At 49.0% G+C, this 18,414-nt stretch carries 20 protein-coding genes; 3 read left to right on the top strand and 17 right to left on the bottom strand.

Annotation, left to right across the window (positions count from 1 at the left end; genetic code table 11):
- Nucleotides 1-25: 25 nt before the first annotated feature.
- From ACFQ3W_RS12830 to yyaC, 8 genes are all read right to left on the bottom strand, one after another.
- Nucleotides 26-1,606 carry a YifB family Mg chelatase-like AAA ATPase gene (locus ACFQ3W_RS12830; protein ID WP_379319620.1) on the bottom strand — a complete coding sequence of 527 codons (1,581 nt, stop codon included), beginning with the start codon at nt 1,604-1,606 and terminating at the stop codon, nt 26-28.
- A gap of 173 nt (nt 1,607-1,779) precedes the next feature.
- Nucleotides 1,780-2,187 (bottom strand): YraN family protein, encoded by a 408-nt coding sequence (locus ACFQ3W_RS12825; protein WP_379319619.1) that lies wholly within the window; start codon nt 2,185-2,187, stop codon nt 1,780-1,782.
- Nucleotides 2,165-2,485 (bottom strand): EscU/YscU/HrcU family type III secretion system export apparatus switch protein, encoded by a 321-nt coding sequence (locus tag ACFQ3W_RS12820; protein ID WP_379319618.1) that lies wholly within the window; start codon nt 2,483-2,485, stop codon nt 2,165-2,167. The genes ACFQ3W_RS12825 and ACFQ3W_RS12820 overlap by 23 nt, the downstream gene beginning before the upstream one ends.
- Complete coding sequence (gene fliK, locus ACFQ3W_RS12815; RefSeq protein ID WP_379319617.1) at nt 2,482-3,345, bottom strand: flagellar hook-length control protein FliK; 864 nt, start codon at nt 3,343-3,345, stop codon at nt 2,482-2,484. Before fliK ends, ACFQ3W_RS12820 begins: the two co-directional genes overlap by 4 nt.
- Before the next feature lie 1,069 nt (nt 3,346-4,414).
- On the bottom strand, nt 4,415-5,590 hold the full coding sequence (locus ACFQ3W_RS12810) for a class I SAM-dependent methyltransferase (protein WP_379319759.1): 1,176 nt from the start codon (nt 5,588-5,590) through the stop codon (nt 4,415-4,417).
- A 102-nt stretch (nt 5,591-5,692) separates the two neighbouring features.
- A complete protein-coding gene (locus ACFQ3W_RS12805) occupies nt 5,693-6,340 on the bottom strand; it encodes a DUF6483 family protein (protein WP_379319616.1) in 648 nt (215 codons plus the stop codon).
- 129 nt (nt 6,341-6,469) lie between these two features.
- Entirely contained in the window at nt 6,470-7,276 is an 807-nt protein-coding gene (locus tag ACFQ3W_RS12800) for an alpha/beta fold hydrolase (protein WP_379319615.1), read from the bottom strand.
- Between the two features lie 26 nt (nt 7,277-7,302).
- On the bottom strand, nt 7,303-7,836 hold the full coding sequence (yyaC, locus tag ACFQ3W_RS12795) for a spore protease YyaC (RefSeq protein WP_379319758.1): 534 nt from the start codon (nt 7,834-7,836) through the stop codon (nt 7,303-7,305).
- 132 nt (nt 7,837-7,968) lie between these two features.
- On the opposite strand from yyaC, the gene ACFQ3W_RS12790 reads away from it, so the two are divergent.
- Nucleotides 7,969-8,196, top strand: a complete 228-nt coding sequence (locus tag ACFQ3W_RS12790) for a DUF1128 domain-containing protein (RefSeq protein WP_379319614.1) — start codon at nt 7,969-7,971, stop codon at nt 8,194-8,196.
- Nucleotides 8,197-8,203: 7 nt separating this feature from the next.
- On the opposite strand, the gene ACFQ3W_RS12785 is transcribed toward ACFQ3W_RS12790, so the two are convergent.
- On the bottom strand, nt 8,204-9,217 hold the full coding sequence (locus ACFQ3W_RS12785; RefSeq protein WP_379319613.1) for an asparaginase: 1,014 nt from the start codon (nt 9,215-9,217) through the stop codon (nt 8,204-8,206).
- Nucleotides 9,218-9,398: 181 nt separating this feature from the next.
- Here ACFQ3W_RS12785 and ACFQ3W_RS12780 point away from each other — a divergent pair, with 181 nt between their 5' ends.
- Nucleotides 9,399-9,611: a hypothetical protein gene (locus ACFQ3W_RS12780; RefSeq protein ID WP_379319612.1), complete on the top strand. Its 213-nt coding sequence runs from the start codon at nt 9,399-9,401 to the stop codon at nt 9,609-9,611.
- An 81-nt stretch (nt 9,612-9,692) separates the two neighbouring features.
- On the opposite strand, the gene ACFQ3W_RS12775 is transcribed toward ACFQ3W_RS12780, so the two are convergent.
- The 7 genes from ACFQ3W_RS12775 to ACFQ3W_RS12745 all read right to left on the bottom strand — a co-directional run bounded on the left by ACFQ3W_RS12775 (nt 9,693) and on the right by ACFQ3W_RS12745 (nt 15,920).
- Nucleotides 9,693-10,466, bottom strand: coding sequence for a sigma-70 family RNA polymerase sigma factor (locus tag ACFQ3W_RS12775; RefSeq protein WP_379319611.1), 774 nt, complete (start codon nt 10,464-10,466; stop codon nt 9,693-9,695).
- Nucleotides 10,463-10,912, bottom strand: coding sequence for an anti-sigma B factor RsbW (gene rsbW / locus ACFQ3W_RS12770; RefSeq protein WP_379319610.1), 450 nt, complete (start codon nt 10,910-10,912; stop codon nt 10,463-10,465). The genes ACFQ3W_RS12775 and rsbW overlap by 4 nt, the downstream gene beginning before the upstream one ends.
- Nucleotides 10,913-10,929: 17 nt before the next feature.
- Nucleotides 10,930-11,268 (bottom strand): STAS domain-containing protein, encoded by a 339-nt coding sequence (locus tag ACFQ3W_RS12765; RefSeq protein WP_379319609.1) that lies wholly within the window; start codon nt 11,266-11,268, stop codon nt 10,930-10,932.
- Between the two features lie 70 nt (nt 11,269-11,338).
- Nucleotides 11,339-12,499, bottom strand: a complete 1,161-nt coding sequence (locus ACFQ3W_RS12760; RefSeq protein ID WP_379319608.1) for a SpoIIE family protein phosphatase — start codon at nt 12,497-12,499, stop codon at nt 11,339-11,341.
- 131 nt (nt 12,500-12,630) lie between these two features.
- On the bottom strand, nt 12,631-13,122 hold the full coding sequence (locus ACFQ3W_RS12755; RefSeq protein WP_379319607.1) for a DUF948 domain-containing protein: 492 nt from the start codon (nt 13,120-13,122) through the stop codon (nt 12,631-12,633).
- 566 nt (nt 13,123-13,688) lie between these two features.
- On the bottom strand, nt 13,689-14,726 hold the full coding sequence (locus tag ACFQ3W_RS12750; protein ID WP_379319606.1) for a C40 family peptidase: 1,038 nt from the start codon (nt 14,724-14,726) through the stop codon (nt 13,689-13,691).
- Nucleotides 14,727-15,047: 321 nt separating this feature from the next.
- Nucleotides 15,048-15,920: a cation diffusion facilitator family transporter gene (locus ACFQ3W_RS12745; protein ID WP_379319757.1), complete on the bottom strand. Its 873-nt coding sequence runs from the start codon at nt 15,918-15,920 to the stop codon at nt 15,048-15,050.
- 211 nt (nt 15,921-16,131) lie between these two features.
- Here ACFQ3W_RS12745 and ACFQ3W_RS12740 point away from each other — a divergent pair, with 211 nt between their 5' ends.
- Nucleotides 16,132-16,320: a hypothetical protein gene (locus ACFQ3W_RS12740; RefSeq protein WP_379319605.1), complete on the top strand. Its 189-nt coding sequence runs from the start codon at nt 16,132-16,134 to the stop codon at nt 16,318-16,320.
- Between the two features lie 212 nt (nt 16,321-16,532).
- Here the strand turns inward: ACFQ3W_RS12740 and ACFQ3W_RS12735 are convergent, their stop codons facing one another.
- Nucleotides 16,533-18,164 carry an ABC-F family ATP-binding cassette domain-containing protein gene (locus ACFQ3W_RS12735; RefSeq protein WP_379319604.1) on the bottom strand — a complete coding sequence of 544 codons (1,632 nt, stop codon included), beginning with the start codon at nt 18,162-18,164 and terminating at the stop codon, nt 16,533-16,535.
- Nucleotides 18,165-18,414 lie beyond the last annotated feature (250 nt).

The following is an 18,414-nucleotide window of genomic DNA, read 5'->3' as shown; positions in this document are numbered from 1 at the left end:
TACCACAGTTAATTTTATCTCCTATTCACAACTGTGGCCTTTGGTCGAGATGCCTGTATGAAAACGCCTCAGCCACATGGCTCGCCTGAATGTTCGTATGACCCTCCAGATCAGCTATCGTTCTAGAGAGCTTGATAATGCGATCATACGCTCGCATACTTAGACCGAGCGTTTCGAAGGAAGAAAGCAGCAGCTTTTGCGCATCTGAATCAAGAGGACAAAATCTTCTCAGCAAACTACCTGATAGTTCACTGTTTCGGCGTATCCCGGTACCATGATACCGCCTATCCTGCATCACTTCAGCCTGCTCAATGCTTTCCCGCATCTCCTCCGAGCTGAGTGGATGATGATCCTCGTGCCAGCCAGACGGACGCGGAACTTCGACGTGCATATCGATACGGTCCAGCAAGGGACCCGAGATTTTCTCGCGGTACTGGGCGACTCGCCAAGGGCTGCATGTACACTGCGGCAGTGGAGGTTGTGCGCCGAGGTATCCGCACGGACAAGGATTTAACGAACCTGCAAGCAGAAAATGAGCCGGGAACGTAAACGATGCCCGGGAACGGCTTATCGTCACTTTGTGTTCCTCTAACGGCTGGCGCAGTACCTCGAGTACGCCCCGCGAAAACTCCGGCAGTTCGTCCAGAAATAGGACGCCGTGGTGGGCCAGGCTGACTTCGCCGGGCTTCGGGATACCGCCGCCGCCAATCAGGCCACCGGACGAAATTGTATGGTGAGGCGAGCGAAACGGCCGACGCGTCATAAGCCCTTGGGCAGAATCGCTAAATTTTCCGGCGGAGCTGTATATTTTGGTGACTTCAAGCGATTGCTCCGGGGTTAAAGGGGGAAGTATCGTAGGTAGCCTGCGGATCAGCATCGTTTTCCCGGTTCCTGGCGGTCCGATCAGCACAATGTTGTGAAAGCCGGCGGCAGCAATTGATAACGCCCGTTTGATGTGCCGCTGGCCTAATACGTCGCTGTAATTTTCCAGCGGTTTTGCGGACTCAGCTATAGTACCGTTTTTTGGCTTAATCTCCAGATGTCCAAGTGACGGCAGGCAAAGCGGAGCTTCCTTCTCCTTAATTTCTTGTCCTTTGCCATCCTTTGACGCTGGATCCAGTTCATTAAGGTGGGTAATGCCATATACCTTTATGTCGCCGAGCAATAGGGCTTCCTCCGCATTTTCCTGCGGCAGCAGAACAGAAGTAAAGCCCTCCCGTCGAGCGCGATCCACCATAGAGAGAACGCCTGGTACAGGACGAAGCGTTCCGTCAAGTGAGAGCTCACCAATGATTAGAAGCCGCTCCTCCGGAGGAAGAATCACCTGCCCGCTAGCCGACAACAAAGCAAGTGCAATCGCCAAATCAAATGCCGCTCCCTCCTTGCGTAGATCGGCAGGAGCCAGGTTGATGGTAACTCTTTGCAGTGGAAAGGTATATCCGCAATTTTTGATCGCTGCGCGTACCCGCTCTACCGCTTCCCGGACCGCAGAATCAGGCAATCCAACGATATTCGTCTGAGGGATGCCGCTAGCCAGATCAACCTCGACCTCAATCATCACCCCGTCAATGCCGTACAAACATGAGCTGTACAATTTCCCGTACATAACAAAAAACACCCTTTCCCTGTAGTCTAGGCCGCCTTCTAAATGGATCAAGCCTGTTTGGGAAAAAGGTGCTTCCTTATATTCCTGCATTTTATATTGAATTTAATATTTATTATCTTTGACCGTATTTTAGAAGCTTTCAAATGAATTGTCAAGCTGTAAGACATCATGTCTTAAAAAGCGCCCTGAATATGTTCAAAGGTGTATTCATCACCAACTCCAAACGTCACCGCCACCACGTCAAAGCGAATATTCGCCTCGGGTTTTCCCGTTTGATAAAGGTATACGGCAGCGGTGTCGCGCACCTGTTTGATTTTACGGGCCGTAATGGACTCAGCAGGTGTGCCGAAGGCTGCGGCCCCACGACTGCGGCTGCGTACTTCGATGATCACAGTCAGTTCACCGTGCGCAGCGATCAGATCGATTTCCCCTGATCGACAGCGCCAGTTCCGCTCCTGGATAGAATAGCCCTGCTCGAGCAAATAATCACATGCGAGCTGCTCGGCTCTTCTCCCTCTCTCCTTGCGTCTATCCTTTTGCTTCTGGTTGATGTCCGGTTTACTCAACTTTAAATTTCTCAAGCAAGAGCCCTCTTTCCGCCAGTTTGTCCGATCGGTATATAAAGGTAAGTATTTCGGCAACAAGGTCATACAATTCCGCTGGGATATGCTGGTCCAAATCCAGCTTGGATAATACCTCCACAAGTGCAGCATCTTCCTGTACAGGAATGCCGTGCTCCTTGGCTGTTTCCAAAATTTTTTCGGCAAGCAGCCCGCTCCCTTTGGCGGCGACGACCGGAGCTTCTCCTTGACCTGGATCATATTTGAGAGCTACTGCTTTTTTTAAAGCGAGTGAAGTGTCTTTCGGCTTCTCACTCATACGCGGTAGTCCACTCCTTTATACGGAGTTGGAGCATATGACAGAGGCTGGCTGAAATGGGTTTCTCCGCTTCCAGCCTCCGGATCTATCTTAGGAATAAGCGGTTTCGACTTCATGTAGAGCAGACGGTACCCTGTCTTTTCTAGCGCTTCGCCGATTTCGTCCTGCCGGGATTCCAAAAAAGCCCCGGTCGCTTCCTGTTCGCTGTAGATCTTGAGTAGTACCTTCTTGTCGGCAACCTGTACATCCACCATAATTTCTCCCAGCGTTTTCATTTGCAGGTCAAACCACAGCCGGCAGTTAGCGGGGTCAAGCTCGCCTTTACGTCCTCGCCGGGATTCGATATGCACGGAGGCGGTTTGCGTTCCGTCTGGACCGATAAACGGCAAAAACATGGTCACCTGCGCAAACGGCGTGGTTCGGTCGGTATTTAACAGCAGCTGTTGTCCGGTCAGCTGCTGCACAAGCTGCCGCGCCGCTTCCTGAAGCGGTGCTGGCAGATCATCTGCTGCGACGACCTGCAGCAGCAGGCTTTTTAGCGTTTCGTGTGCTGTCCCGCTTCCGGTGACGGAGGAGGAGCTAGCGGCATGCGCAACTGCTCCGGGAACGGAGCTTGCGGCTACTGCGGGCTCCTCCGCGCCGCCATGGGACAGCACCGCGTTCGCCGCAGAGCGCGCCGTTTCTACGGGCGCGCCTGCGGGCTTGTCGGCGACGGCACCGGTACGTGCCGTGCCGCCGCCCTCTGCCGCTGCTTCACGCAGCAGCGGCGCAGGCGCCTCTCCCGGCGCGGCCATAGGCCCGCTGCCCAGCCGACTGACGCGGCGGCATAAGCCCCGCGTGACTCGGACAACAGCAGGCACAAGCCAAAGAGCAAAACCGCAGCGCCTGCTCGGTAGGCGCGCCATTTCCCTGCCCCTTCCAAATTCGAAGGAACATAACGGGCGAGCGCGACCAGGCGTTCCAGCGCAAAGGCCGCCATAACGGCGCCAAATGTGTTCGGGTACTGCAGCAGGCCACCCAACCTCGCACCTGACGCAGTGATCTCGGGGTCTTCCGTTCGAAGTATCGCCTCAGGCAAAGGAAGCAAGCCGTAAACAGCAGCCAGTGCAGACAAGGCCAACAATCCGCCCCCGATCCCCCAGCAAGCCCTGAGCCATTTTTGGCCATGCTCATAATTGGAGATCGCTAAAAAAGCGACCCCAAAGACGCCATAAAACGTCCATCTAAGCCACGCCTCCAGCGTTGCCTGTATGGATAAAGGACTAAACTGCAGATGAACGCCATACAAAGCGGCCAGCAAAAATGGTCCGAGGAGCAGCATAAACGGACTGCGCCCCATATCCCCCATATAAAACATGGGCGGCAGCCCCCGAACCACAAACTTAAGAGCCGCAATCGCCGCAAGGACAAGCCACATCGAAACGAGCATCAGCGAGCCTGGCGTATCCATATAAAACATACCTTGAAGCAGGCATACCGCCAATAGTGTTCCTCCGGCTGCCGCAGCTAGCCATATCCTTTTCGCCTCGCCGCCCATCTTAGCCCCCCATAATCTACTCTCAACAACAGTCTTTGATATAGAGTCATAGCACTCTCATGACGTGCCCTTCCCAGTTTTGCTCATGTCCATTACACTCTGTTCAGTTCATTTCCAGTCCCCACGGGGAACTAAATGCATTTAGTACATCTAATATCACGGATATCCCTCATTTTTTAGTAATAGATGTAAATATTGCATTTAATAATAGTCCATTTCCTGACTGTCGACCCTCCCGCCTCTTTTAGCTGTACTTTTTACATTTATTTTCTTGAATGCATCGTAAACGTGAAAAATAAATGTACAAAGTACACTTAAAGGTCAAGCACCGGACATACTTAACAAAAAAAGCCAACACCCATAGTGTTGACTTCTCTCATATGCTTCAAACTTTATGATTCGGCGCCAGTTGGCAGCAGATCCCGGCAGGCTCGCTCCAAATATGGCGAGGCATTCAGAAAATCACGAAATGCCGTGTATTCCCGCCATAAAGCGGCCTTATCTCCACCCGTGGACTTTACTGCCCGAATAAGAATGTTCTTTGGTGTATGCTCCATATCGATGAATTCCAGCAGCTGCGTTTTGTAACCCATCAGATCGAGCAGTTTGGCGCGGATGGCATCCGTGGCCAGCGCCGAGAAACGCTCCTTTAATATTCCATGGCTCAGGAGAGGTTCCAGCACCGGACTCTGCACCTGATTAAACAGCTCATGCTGACAGCATGGCACCGACAAAATGACCGAAGCATTCCAGCGAATCGCCTTTTCCAAGGCGGCATCCGTCGCTGTATCGCAGGCGTGCAGGGTGACGACCATGTCCACCTGGCTCAATTCGTCATAATCGGCAATATCGCCGACAAGGAACCGCAAATCCTGATACTGCAAATTTCTCGCCAGCGTTCCGCAGTGTTCGATGACATCCGCCTTGAGGTCAAGGCCGACAACATTCAGCTTTCTTTGCTGCTGTACCGACAAATAATGATACAGCGCGAACGTAAGGTAGGATTTGCCGCAGCCAAAATCAACGATCGTCAGCGGCCGATCAGACGGCAAATGAGGGAGGACATCCTGCACCATTTCCAAAAAGCGATTGATCTGCTTGAACTTGTCGTACTTTTTGGTAAGAACCTTCCCTTCCGCATTCATGATGCCCAGTTCGACTAGAAAAGGCACTGGAGTACCCTCCTCGAGCACATACTGCTTCTGCCGATTATGAGAGAGGGTATCCACCGACTTACGGGATGGCGTTTTTTTCAAGATGGTTACCTTGAGCTTTTTGCTGATCAAGACTTGATAATCCGCATCCGCCGTACATAATAATCCCTGACGGAATTCCGGAAATACCTTCATCAGTTCCATTTCAAACGAAGACTCCGGTACGTTCTGATGAATAACCTTGTTACTGTAATGAAACGCAAATTGGTAATGAAGACCGTTTTTTAGTGCCACCGGTTTGATTTGAATTTTTTCAAATTCCGTTTGCCCCGGCTTCCGCCGTCCGCTGATCGTCGCCGTTATGAGCGATCTTTGTTCCGCCAATTGGCGCAATAAATTCTGAAGCGATTCCATAGCTAACACAGCTGCCTTTCCTAAATAAAATGACCCTGAAGCCGTAAAATCCGGCCAACCTTCCGCTATCACGGGAAGAATCACACACGTTGCCGTCTGTCCTTAAAAATAGCTCTCCAGCTCCTGTAGCCCTTCCTTGACTTCCTCGAGAGGAAGCCCTCCCTCCTCAAGCTGCGCGGGCGTAAGCGCAAGCAGCCTAATATAGAATGCCTGCGCCTCCTCTTTAGGTATCTCCTTGTCATGGAGCAGCCGATAAAGAGCATTTTCCGCCAGATCATATCTTCCTTCCCGCTCCTCAAAACGCAGGATCAGCATTTCCGTGTCCCCGGGAAGACGATATTCCTTCAGCTCCAGCTGCAGCTCCCGAATTCGTTGTTCCCAATCCCACAGCGAACGATCCGCGCCATTTAGAGAGGCCTCCAAATACAGATGCAGTGATTTCATCCAACGCGACAATCCTTCATCAGATTCGCCAGAAGCAATATATACTTCCCCTTCTTCCTTTAACAGCTTGGCAAGGCTTTGCAGCTTATTGGACTCGAGCTCTCCACCGTTTTGAAACAATTTGACGATATCCTTCGCAGAGAGTGTACCCAGGAGCTGCGAGCTGAGACGGAACTGCCCTTTGTACAGATCATCCAGCTCCCATAGGGCTTCGATATATTTTTTTTGCTGCTTAAGTCCAAACACTTTCCCTATTATTTCCGTCATTTCTTCAATCATCCGAACGAGGTAATCTCTTCGCAGCATGTCTTAGCCCACTCCTTTCTAGCCAGAGCTTGTCCCCATAATGCCGTCTTCTTCTGAATGCTTGAAACCGGAGCTTCTTTTCGAATCTCCGGTTTCAGGTCCTTTATGCGAATTAATTATTGATTAAACTTAAGATTGCTCAGAAGTCGATGAAATCTTATGCAGAAAATCGTGAATCACGGCCGAAAGCTGTTCCGGGGCTTCAAACATACTCATATGCCCAGCCCCTTTAATTACCGCCTTAGTGACATTGGGTCCATCGACCGTAAACAATCGTTCCATAGGAAAGATCGGATCGTTCTCCCCGGCTACCAGCAGCAGAGGGAGCGTCGCTTCCGCCAGCACATCTCGCCGGTCAACCCGTGCACGCATCGCCATCGCCGCTCCCGCCGCACCTTGAGGTGGTGTTCGATACCCAATTTCCTTCACACGATCCAAATCTGCCTTATGCTTTTCTAATGCATCCGCTGCAAACAAGCCAGGTACAAGCCCGTCCACAAATGAAGTGATTCCTTCGGCGCGGATCGCTGATACGGCTTGCAGCCGCTTTTCCTTGACTTCCTCACTGTCCGGATAGGCTGTGGAATGAACTAACCCGAATCCGTTAAGACGGGAGGCATAACGCTGAGCCAAGGACAATGTCACATAACCGCCCATCGAATGTCCGAGCAGAGTATACTCTGGTATGTTTAAGGCTTCAAGCAGTCCTGCGACATCATCGGCCATTTGTTCAATTGTATATGAGCCAAGCGGAGCATCCGTGGAGCCATGTCCCCTAAGATCAGGGGCGATGACCCGGTATTGTCCGGCAAGCAGCGGCTGAACCTTCTCCCAGTATGCAGAGCTGCCGCAAAAGCCATGCAGCAAAACTACAGTTTCGCCCTGTCCCTGTTGTTCGTAGGCGATCGTTGATCCGTTAACCGTTATCTTGTCCATAGCGCTTCCTTCTTTCGTTCATAAATTTATTCTTTTCCGAACGCAGATGCTACGGCATCCGCAATTTCATCCGCCATTTGCATCACTTTGTACAGTGACGTCATCTGCAGCGTCCAATATGGTTTCGGCCCTTTGACGTTTACGACAGCTGCCACGCTGTAATGTCCCACCGCCGGAAGACTGCCGCCCACCGACTGTGCTGGTTGCAAAGGCTCTCCGGATACTAGATAAAAGCCCACTGATCCGGACGTCCCCAAACAGGCATCGATAGCTACAATGACCTGTCCCTGGGGGATGATCGTCATTCGTGCCTCTAAATTCACTGCATCGCAAGGTTCCTTAAGCGTACCGACGACATTAGTAAATCCTAATTGTACAAGTTTGGTCCCCACGAGCGGACCAAGCGCGTCTCCGGTAGAGCGGTCCGTGCCAATGCACAAGAAGGTGACGTTATCCCGTATATGTTTTTGACGGATATTCAGAAAAAAATCGGCCAGTTCATAGCCGTTCAGCTTTTTCCGTTCTACGCCGGCTGCTGGCCACTCCTTCCCATCTTCCATTAACATCGATCGCCCCCCTCCAGATTTATGTAACCTGATTGTAACGCATCCCGCCTGCCGTCCGCAAAACTTCATGAACAACCCCTAAGCATGGTACAATAGCTACAAACAATCCCGGGAAGGATGAAAGCTATGGATTTATCAATAAAGAGCCAAGCCAATGTAGAATATATGATTGAAGCGATTAAAACAAAACTAAGAATGGCCTCCGGTGCCGCCATGTCGGCTTCTGCCTTCCATATTGATCAGTATGATGATATCCGCGACGTATACGATATCGTGATGAGCAAGGAGCGCCTCAGTATATCGGAAGTCGAAGCACTGGCCCAGGAGCTTGGTAGATTACGGACCAAATCATAATCCGCCCTTAGGCGTTTTGTGGAGCTTCAAGGGTGAAGACTGTTTCAGAGCTTCCTACATTCCAGCCCTCATCATTTGTTATCGTCATTGGAAATGCGCTCCGGAGCTTACGGAGCGTTTCTTCATTTTCGTACCCCAGCTGCTCTAAAATCGCAAGTACAATCATACCCCACTCTTCTTCCGATCCATCCAGCACTTTAAAGGTGATCGCCAGGCGTTCCTTCCGTAAAGCAAACGCATATACTCCTTTAAAGCCACCTTTGGCCACAATATTGGAATCTCCCAGCAAAATAGAATCCACGATTCCAGTGCCTGCGACCAAGTGAGGGTAGCTGTTCATCGCGCTTGTAATCGTTGTTACCGCTTGAGTTGTAGCAGGGTCTTTGATCAGATCCGGACAAGCCAGCTTTACATACGCCGTCGCTAAAGCGGACAAAGGCAAAGCAAAAACAGGGAAACCACAGCCGTCCGTTCCAAGTGAAATTTTATCCTGCGGATAATCCGCAAGCGTGGATAAGGTGGAGAGTATCTCTTGCTGCACAGGGTGCTCGGGATGATTGTAGCTCGCTAACGGATACCCTTTTAATTTACAGTAGGCCTGCACCCCTAAATGCTTGCCGGCACAGTTATGATACAGCCGTCTGGGCATTCCCCCTCTGCGCAGCAGGTTTTCTTTCGCTGCTTCGTTGAGCGGCAGACTTGGCGCACAAACCAGGCTATCCTCCATGAGGCCAGCCTTTTGCAGTAGATGCTCCAAAGCTCCCACATGGTCCTCTTCAGCTCGATGCGAGGCAACCATGACAGCAATTTCTGCATCACTTAACCCGTATGCCTCCTTAATTCCCGCCCGAATTCCCGGAATCGCCTGAAACGGTTTAGCTGAAGAACGCGTGAAGATAACCGTATGCGGATCACCTACCTGCTTCACGATCTTTCCTTCCTCATTGACGATGCAAATATGTCCGAAGTGAGCACATTCCAGTAACCCCCCGCGGAATTCCTTAACCAGCATATTATCCATTTTTTACTACTTCCCTTCATCCGGATTCCATCACTAAAGTATAGTACAGTGGCCGAGTAAAGGCTATAGAACCCGCTAGATATCCTATTAATCGCTGTGTTATTTGAGAACTCTTTACATGATATCAGACTATTCACGGCAAACTAGCCCTGATTCTTTCGAGAAGGGAGGTTTTTGCCGAATGTCTACGCCCGAAGAGAAGCAGGAGCTTTATGTCGCCAAACAGATACGCGCCGCTCAAAGAGCTCCTAAGCATAAAGACATCGCTGAGGCGGAAAACGGTTCAATGGTGAACGATATGGAGGACCTAATTCACCTAGGAGAGGACATGGAGGAGCTTGCTATAAAGCCGGAGGAACTGGACGACGGATTTAAGCCAGACCCCTTAGAATGAGCAGCTTGCTTCACGCTTAACTAACGACTGTCCAGACAAAAAACGCTGCCTCAACCCAACAAGGCAGCGTTTCTTTATAATTTAATTTGAATTCAACTGATTCATAATCTGTTTCAATTTTTGGGTCGCCCGCTTTTGAATCCGTGAAACGCTCATCTGCGACATCCCAAGCTTTTGTGCAATAGCTCTCTGGGACTGTCCCTCCTGAAAGGCTAACAGCAAAACTTGCTGCTCCTGTAACTGAAGCTGCTGAAGAGCCTGCTGCAGGTCCATTCGTTTCTCAATAAGCTCATAATCATTATCTTCCGAACTAATCAATTCACCTAAGGTAGCGGCGCTTTCATCCTGGGACAACGGCGAGTCCAACGATACATAATGGTAGCATTCCCGCCCGGCGAGCACTTCTACCGTCTCCTCAATTGAAAGCTCCAAGTAAGCGGCAATCTCCTTGACATCCGGCGAGCGTTCCAGTCTCACGGTTAGTTCATCTATCGCCTGCTGTACTAATCCGCCTTTTTCTTTTATTCTGCGTGGAACCTGAATGTACCAGGACTTGTCCCGTAAATAATTCTTCATATGGCCAATCATGCTTTTCATCGCATAGGGCTCAAATGGAATGCCCATGCCGAAATCATATTGCTGCAGCAGCCGGATTAAGGCCATTTCACCAACTTGATACAGATCCTCGTACAGATCAGGCCGATTTCGGGCTATTTTCGCCGCAGCTACCTTAACCATCGGATCATATTTAAGTATGAGCTGTGTCGCGATTTCATTATCATTGGTTTGCTGGTACTGCTTTATGAGCTCCATGGAATCTTGAGAGGACTCGGGGGGAGTCACTTGATCGGTCATACGTTCTCCCCGCTATTTTGAAGCCGACGGGTCATCATCACCTTCGTTCCCCGCCCAGCATCACTCTCCACACTCACATCATCCATCAGCGCCTGCATCAGATAGAATCCCAATCCTCCGATAGGAGCTTCACTTAGCTCCTTCTCATGCAATGTAACGCGCTCTCCGGACGCCCCCCACGGTTCAAAGCTCTCCCCTTCATCTCTGACCGTAATGGACAAAGCATCATTTAATATTTCAAACGTCACCTCGATCATGCCCGGCTCTTTATAAGCATATAGAACGGAATTGTTGCAGGCTTCGGAAACGGCTACCTTCATATCCTCGATTTCCTCATAAGAAAAACCCATTTTGGAGGCAATGCCATATAAATTCAACCTTACTATATCCACATATTCCGCGGTTGCTGGCAAGTTGATGACGATTTTTTCTACTCCCTCAATCATTGAAATTCGATCCTTTCCTATTGGGAATTCTCCTGTTCTGCAAAAAATTTCGCAATCCCGGTCATTTCAAACAATTTTCGGATTTGATCCGGCACTTCACTGACGTAAAAACCAGCGCTCATTCCCTGTCTCGCCTTTAGGATGGACAGCAGAATTCCGATACCGGTGCTGTCGATATATTTAAGCTCTTTCAAATTTATTACTAAATCAGTTTCGTTGTTTAGAGCGAGCGGCTCCATCACCTGACGAAAGTCAGGCGCTACGGATAAATCGAGTTCCCCGCGCAAATAAACGGTGCGGACTCCATTTTCCAACTCAGGAATTGCTACAAATTTCTCACTTTTTCTCGTATTCATAGATACTCTCTCCTGAAATTTGTTTTCTTAATACATAACCCATGATATCCAGCAATGAATCAATGCTTGCCTAGGACAAAGCGATCCAAACGAGGCACTTGTCATCCTCTCGCTCACGGGGAGCGTGCTTGTCAAAAAAGAGTCGTCTCAGCTTCTCTTTATCAAAATGATGGTCACACCCTTGAAGTTGTGCCATAAGCCAAGCCTGCCGTTCCTCCAATGTCAATGTCCCTTCTGCCGCATCAATTAAACCGTCTGTGTAAAGGACAAGATGTCCTTCACCTTTGTAGTACAGCGTTTGCGTCTCAACCTCGATTTGATCAAACACCCCTACAGGCGGGCTGATCCTGTCCAGCTTCACCATGGAACCATCGCTCTGGTAAAAGAGTGCAGGAGGGTGTCCAGCGTTGACATAATCTATTTTTTTGCATGCCGTATCTACAACCAAATAAATAGCCGTAAAATAGTATTGAATCAGTTTACTTTCGATATGCAGCTGGTTAAAGCGGCGGTTCAATTCCTGAATGACCTTCTCCGGCTCGACATAGGTGTTGACTGTGTCCTTCAAAACAGAGGAAATAAACATGCAGAACAAAGAGGAGGAGATGCCATGGCCCATCATATCCAGCAATATGATGCCGTATCTCCCCTCACCGAGTGAGTACCAGGAATACAAATCCCCGGCTAATTCAAAGGAAGGTTTATAAATCGCGTCAATTTCAAAATGAGGATCACGGATCGGGGCGCTCAGTACAGCATTTTGGACCAGTGCTGCCAGTTTCAATTCCTCCTGAATCCGCTGATCCCTTTTCCGGTGCCAGTCCTTCTCGAGCTTTAAGCGAAGCGCCAAACGAATTCTGGCCATCAGCTCTACTTTATTGATCGGCTTCGTTACATAATCGACCGCCCCGGCGTCGAGCGCCTCAGCAAGCTTCTTGGAGTCCCCGACAGCAGTGACCATGATTACCGGAATATCCTTTAGTTGTTCGTAGCGCTGTAGAATACGGCAGGCTTCTATGCCGTCAATCTCTGGCATCATCATGTCCAGTAATATCAGATCGATATCGGAGGGACCGACTTCCGCCAGCTCCTCTGTATTATTGATCCCCAGCCTTTCCAGCATATCCTTGGCCGAAGATACCACTACGGTATTGCGGTAATTTTCCTTTTTTAAAATCTCCCGAACAATAATTGTATTCGTAGGATTATCGTCCACGATTAGGATTCTCATAAAATTCTCCTTAAAATAGGACTATGGCAAATACATCCACTTTTTATTTCGACAAGCAACCAAGCAATCCTCTAAAAACAACAAAAAGGAATGAGGAAGAAATCCCCATTCCCTATGATAAGGCCCGATAATTAACCGCGGTACTTAAGCCACATATCTGCGGCCATATCAACCCATTTGACCCATCTTACCGGTTTTCTGCTCCCTTGCGATTCGCTTCGCTCCACCGGCGCTTCTTCCTCTACCTTCTGCACTTCCTGCTTAGACTTCAAGCGATAGGCTTTGACCGCTTTCTGTCGGCCCTTGATTCTCCCGGCAAGCGCAGTGGATACCTGCTTGGCTGCCAGCGTCACTTCATTGATGATTTCCCCGGCATTTTTAACGGATTCCAGCACCGGATCGATTTGTTTCATTTTGTGCTGTAAATCCCCCGTAAGCTCACTCGTTTGCCTCACGACCTGTTTAACCTCCGAGCTTAGCTCCTCAATGGTCTTTTGGACGTCCTGCAGCGTTTCCGTCGTTTTGTGCAGTGATTGTTCTGCCGCCTTAAGCGTCTTCACGACAAAAATGACTAGCACAATAAAGGCTATGGCAATGCAAGCAACACTGATCTCCCAGATCATCTAAGTTCCTCTCTTTCTGTCCTTATGTACTTCTGTATGCATCCCTGAAAGGTAACATTTTCTTCTTACCTAACTATACACTAATTTACTATGAAAAAAAGTTAATCATCATGGTTAATCAGCTTGATTGCTTAAGTTTTTATCGAAATATTACGGGATGGTGAACGGGTGAATAATTCAGATTCTCGCAAGAAAAACGCCTGACGGCGTCCTCTGATACGGCTTTGACTTCTACATTGGAGCAATGGGAGGGATGGGTATGGGGTTCCACCCGCTGTTAAAGTCGTGTTCTTATGGAATGGATATAGGGTCAGAACACGACTTTAAAGGCGGGCCGTAAACTTTCCACCCCATACCCATTCCCTCTTCTGTTCTACTTCGAGAATCCCCCCACTTTACTACATCATTAAACAACGAGGAATACTTCGCTCCGAGTATTTCCCAACCTAACGGACCCCTATGACGCTACTTTGCCACTTACGGGTCACCCAAGCCGATGCGGGGTAAAGGTAAATAGCTTCAAAAAGGCGGGAGCTTTCGCTCCCGCCTTGGTTTCACTACCTATCTTATTGAATAACACTGCCCCCAAACAGGAAGCGGTTTACCCAGGATCCTTCCAGCTTTGAAATTTTAACTCCTCCGGATTGGGTCGAATACGTGTGCAACAGTTGTCCGTTGCCTAAATATATCGCGACATGCGTTATACGTTCATTTGCTTTGTCGATTCCTGCATATGCGGAGGCGGAGGAACCTTTATAGCTCATAAAGAAAACCAGATCTCCCCGCTTGAGACTGCTGATGCTGTACACGGCTGTTCCCTTATTTTTTATCCAGTCGCCTTGTCCACGTGAATCAGCAGGCAGAACCAAATTCACAGCTTCTTTAAAGGCTTGTCTTACGAAATCCGAACAGTCGAACGTCGCTGTCGTATTTCGATCAGAGCTGTATTCATACGGCGTACCCAAATACTTCATGCCCGTTTGAATGACTTGCTCGATTTGCTGACTTACAGGCGTTGCTTCGGGCGCAGGTGCTGGCGATGGAACCGGTACAGGTGCTGGTGCGGCAGCTTGCCCACCTATCTCCAAGTACTTGTCTGCGGTAGTGACGTATCCCAGCTTACCGTCCGTCGTTCGTACTTTGTAGAAATAGGCATTACTCTTTTCTAGGATCGTCAGCTGTGTTCCCTGACGCAGCATAGCCACGACATCGCCGGAAGTCGAAGGCAAATTGCGCAGATTCACCCCATAAATGACAGTTGCCGGCAAGCTCTGTCCAGGGGCGGCAGGCGCGTCGGTACTGGCCGTAACAGATATATAATTGTCCGCTGAGCTAACGTATCCGATCGTTCCATTTTGAGTTTTCACTTTATAAAAATAAGGATTGCTCTCAGCGAGCACTATCACTTCGGACCCTTTCTTCAAAAAGCCGATGACCCTACCCGAAAGAGATGGCTTATCACGGAAATTAACTCCGCTTTCAATAAAACCTTTTGTTTCAGACTGAACTGCAGTTGTAGCAGATGCAGCCGCTTGATTTGGCAATGCTGTATAGGAAGAGAGAAGAATGGCGCCGAGTAATGCTATAACTATGCTTTTTTTCATAGGTGTTGCCTCCTTGTAGGTGTTCTTGGTGTCATCCGCCTATGGTTGGTTCAATTCTCCTTTCTTAGGACTTAGCTCCATTATAGCTTTTGTCGAAATATGTCTAAATCGGTCGATTCTCACATATGTACAAGGTTTTTCTTCGATCCATTTACCTAGAAAAAGCACCAAACAAAGGTCTTATTTCCTATATAATTAAAAACTGCATTTTGCCGACACCCGATAAATTGAGAAAAAAAACCAAAGTCGCTGGATGCAATACTTCGATCCAACAACTTTGGTCTTTAAAAATGAAGTCTTATTCTGAACTTGTAGGAGAGATCAAATTTCCTCTTTCGGTTCAACGTGAACTTGAACATGCATGACATTTTGCACCCGTCGCATCTGTTCCTCAACCCGGTCGCTAATGTCATGCCCTTCCGTAACCGTCAGATGCGGGTTAACTTCGATAACAACGTCAACAAGAACGTGGTTTCCGTGGACCCGAGCCTTTAAATCTTTAATTCCCTCAACACCGGATATGCGAGCGATGGAGCTGCGAAGATCGCGCAGGTCTTTCTCATCGAACCCGTCCGTCAAATTATGCGTTGACTCGCGGAAGATTTCCCAGGCTGTCTTGCAAATCAATAAACCAACCGCAATGGCGGCTACGATATCCAGCCACGGCAAGCCGAACTGAGCTCCGATAATACCAATTGCTGCCCCCACGCTGACCATGGCGTCCGACAAATTATCTTTCGCCGCAGCCATGAGCGCACGATTGTTAATCTGCTTGGCCAATCTCTGATTATACCAGTAGACTCCCCACATCGCTACCGCGCACACGCTTGCGATTGCCGCTGAGATAATGTCCGGCTCGCTCTTTGCTCCCTCCATCAGAGAACGAACTGCTCCGATGATAACCTGGATACCCACCATTGCCATGATAAACGATGCGACCAGTGCAGCAATCGTCTCCGCCCGGAAATGTCCGTAGGCATGATCGGAATCCGGTGGCTTTCGAGAAATTTTCAAGCCGATCAATACCGCCACTGACGCCACAATATCCGTTAAGTTGTTGAACCCGTCCGCCAATAGAGCGCTCGATGCAAAATAATAGCCGCTAATTAATTTAAACGCAGACAGCAGCAAATAAGCGGAAATGCTAACCCACGCTCCGCGCTCCCCTTTGCGTATGTTGTCGTAAACATTCAAGTCACGCACCTCCAGACTTCTCCCCCATGTATCTATGTGTTACAAACAATTTCAAACCGTTTACTCATCGTAGCAAACAAACTCCATGTAAGTCTAGAGAAACAGTGTTGCCCGTGGCAAAAGCAGCTTTATCATTATTCCCGTTGTACGCTCTTTTAAAAACGTTTAAAATAGGGACAGCCCCTTTTTTCACCCAAAGGAGATGATATCGGTGACTGATAATAATGAACCTCGAAAAATCGATTTGGCTGAGGCCATGCGGCAGAAACTGCAGCAAAAAAAACAACAGCAGCAGGCTGCCGGCAAACCAGGAATGAAGGATAGCCTTCAAACCAAAGCGCTCAAAAGCCAGAATAACAAAAAACCGAACAATCAACGTCGCCGGACCGGCGGATCGTAGAACACACACGTAAAACGCAAAAACAAGGGGCCTCTCAAAGTCATGTTATGACTTTGAGAGGCCCCCTTTTTATGGAGCAGCACGTTAGGGTGCAGCCTGAGTTTCGGTGCATTTGGCATGAGTAGCTGCACTTTTTGCACTTACTTGCCTTAACCAGCTTCAAGGTAAGCGAGCAAATAAGGGCTCCTTGTTCCAAAAGACATCCCGAATGCCTAAGCGAGGTCTTCCTCCGGATACATCGACTTCCGCAGGTTTTGGATCTCTTCGCTCTCGAGATATTCGTCATAAGTCATGACACGATCGATAATGCCATTCGGCGTGATCTCGATAATGCGGTTCGCGATCGTCTGGATAAACTGATGGTCATGCGACGTGAACAGAATCGTACCGTCAAAATCGATCAACCCGTTGTTCAATGCCGTAATCGACTCCAAATCCAGATGGTTAGTCGGCTCGTCTAATACCAGCACGTTAGCGCCGTTAAGCATCATTTTAGCCAGCATGCAGCGCACCTTCTCGCCCCCGGACAACACGCTCGCTTTCTTCAGGGCTTCCTCTCCGGAGAACAGCATCCGTCCTAAAAAACCGCGCAGGAACGTCTCATCCTGATCGTTTGAATATTGGCGCAGCCAGTCGACCAGATTCAATTCAACGCCATCGAAGTAGCTCGAGTTATCTTTTGGAAAATAAGCCTGTGACGTCGTCACGCCCCAGCTGTATTCTCCTGCATCCGCCTCAAGTTCACCCATCACCAATTGGTATAACGTCGTCTTCGGCAATCCGTTCGGGCCGACAAACGCGATTTTATCCCCTTTGTTCACGACAAAGCTTACATTATCCAGCACTTTATCGCCATCGATCGATTTAGTTAACCCGTCGACCGTCAGCAGCTGCTTGCCGGCTTCGCGCTCCGCCTTAAAGTGCAGGAACGGATATTTCCGGTTGGATGGACGAATATCCTCCAGCGTGATTTTATCAAGCTGCTTCTTCCGGGAAGTCGCCTGCTTCGATTTCGAAGCGTTGGCAGAAAACCGTTGAATAAACGCCTGAAGTTCTTTGATTTTCTCTTCCTTCTTCTTGTTGGCATCCCGTTGTAGTTGCAACGCGAGCTGGCTGGACTCATACCAGAAGTCGTAGTTGCCGACATACATTTGGATTTTTCCGAAATCGATATCCGCAATATGCGTACATACTTTGTTCAGGAAGTGCCGGTCATGGGATACCACGATGACAGTGCCTTCGTAATCCATCAGGAAGTTTTCCAACCACCCAATCGATTCCAAGTCCAAGTGGTTGGTAGGTTCGTCAAGCAGCAAATTGTTCGGGCGCCCGAACAAAGCCTGTGCCAAGAGCACACGGACTTTCTCGTTGCCGCTAAGCTCCGCCATCTTCTTATCGTGCAAATCGCGCGGAATTCCAAGACCGATCAGGAGTGCAGCTGCGTCCGGCTCAGCATCCCAGCCGTTAAGCTCGGCAAACTCGCCCTCGAGTTCCCCAGCCCGCATGCCGTCCTCCTCGGAGAAATCTGCTTTCGCGTAAAGAGCATCCTTCTCTTTCATAATAGAGTAGAGTCTGATGTGGCCCATAATAACGGTCTCCAGAACCGGATACTCGTCATATTCAAAATGGTTCTGCTTGAGCACAGCCATTCTTTCGCCGGGAGTCATGAATACCTCGCCCTGGTTCGGCTCGATTTCACCGGACAATATTTTCAGAAACGTCGATTTTCCGGCTCCGTTCGCACCGATCAAACCATAGCAGTTGCCGGGCGTGAATTTTATATTAACATCCTCGAATAGTGGCCGTTTTCCATAGCGGAGCGTTACACCGTTTGTACTAATCATATAAGGCATACCATCCTTTATTATTAAATCGCATCACTGGCTAAACATTATAACATATAATGCACTGTAAGTTGATAACTGAATTTTCTCTAGTTTTACCCATTGGCAGGCTTTATTTATATGGTAGAAGTAGAAACTAGTGGGAGGCAAAACGAAATTCCCCGAAAAATCATCTAGGTAAAGGAAGTTTGCCGAGACGATTCTTCGGAGAATGCTCAATCATATTGATTAGCAGCGCCTGGTTTTGGCT

Origin of the sequence: Paenibacillus puldeungensis (assembly GCF_042678945.1) — a bacterium.
GTDB lineage: Bacteria > Bacillota > Bacilli > Paenibacillales > Paenibacillaceae > Fontibacillus > Fontibacillus puldeungensis.
The sequence above is the reverse complement of the archived record's forward strand: the minus strand, read 5'-3'. Positions and strand labels throughout refer to the sequence as shown.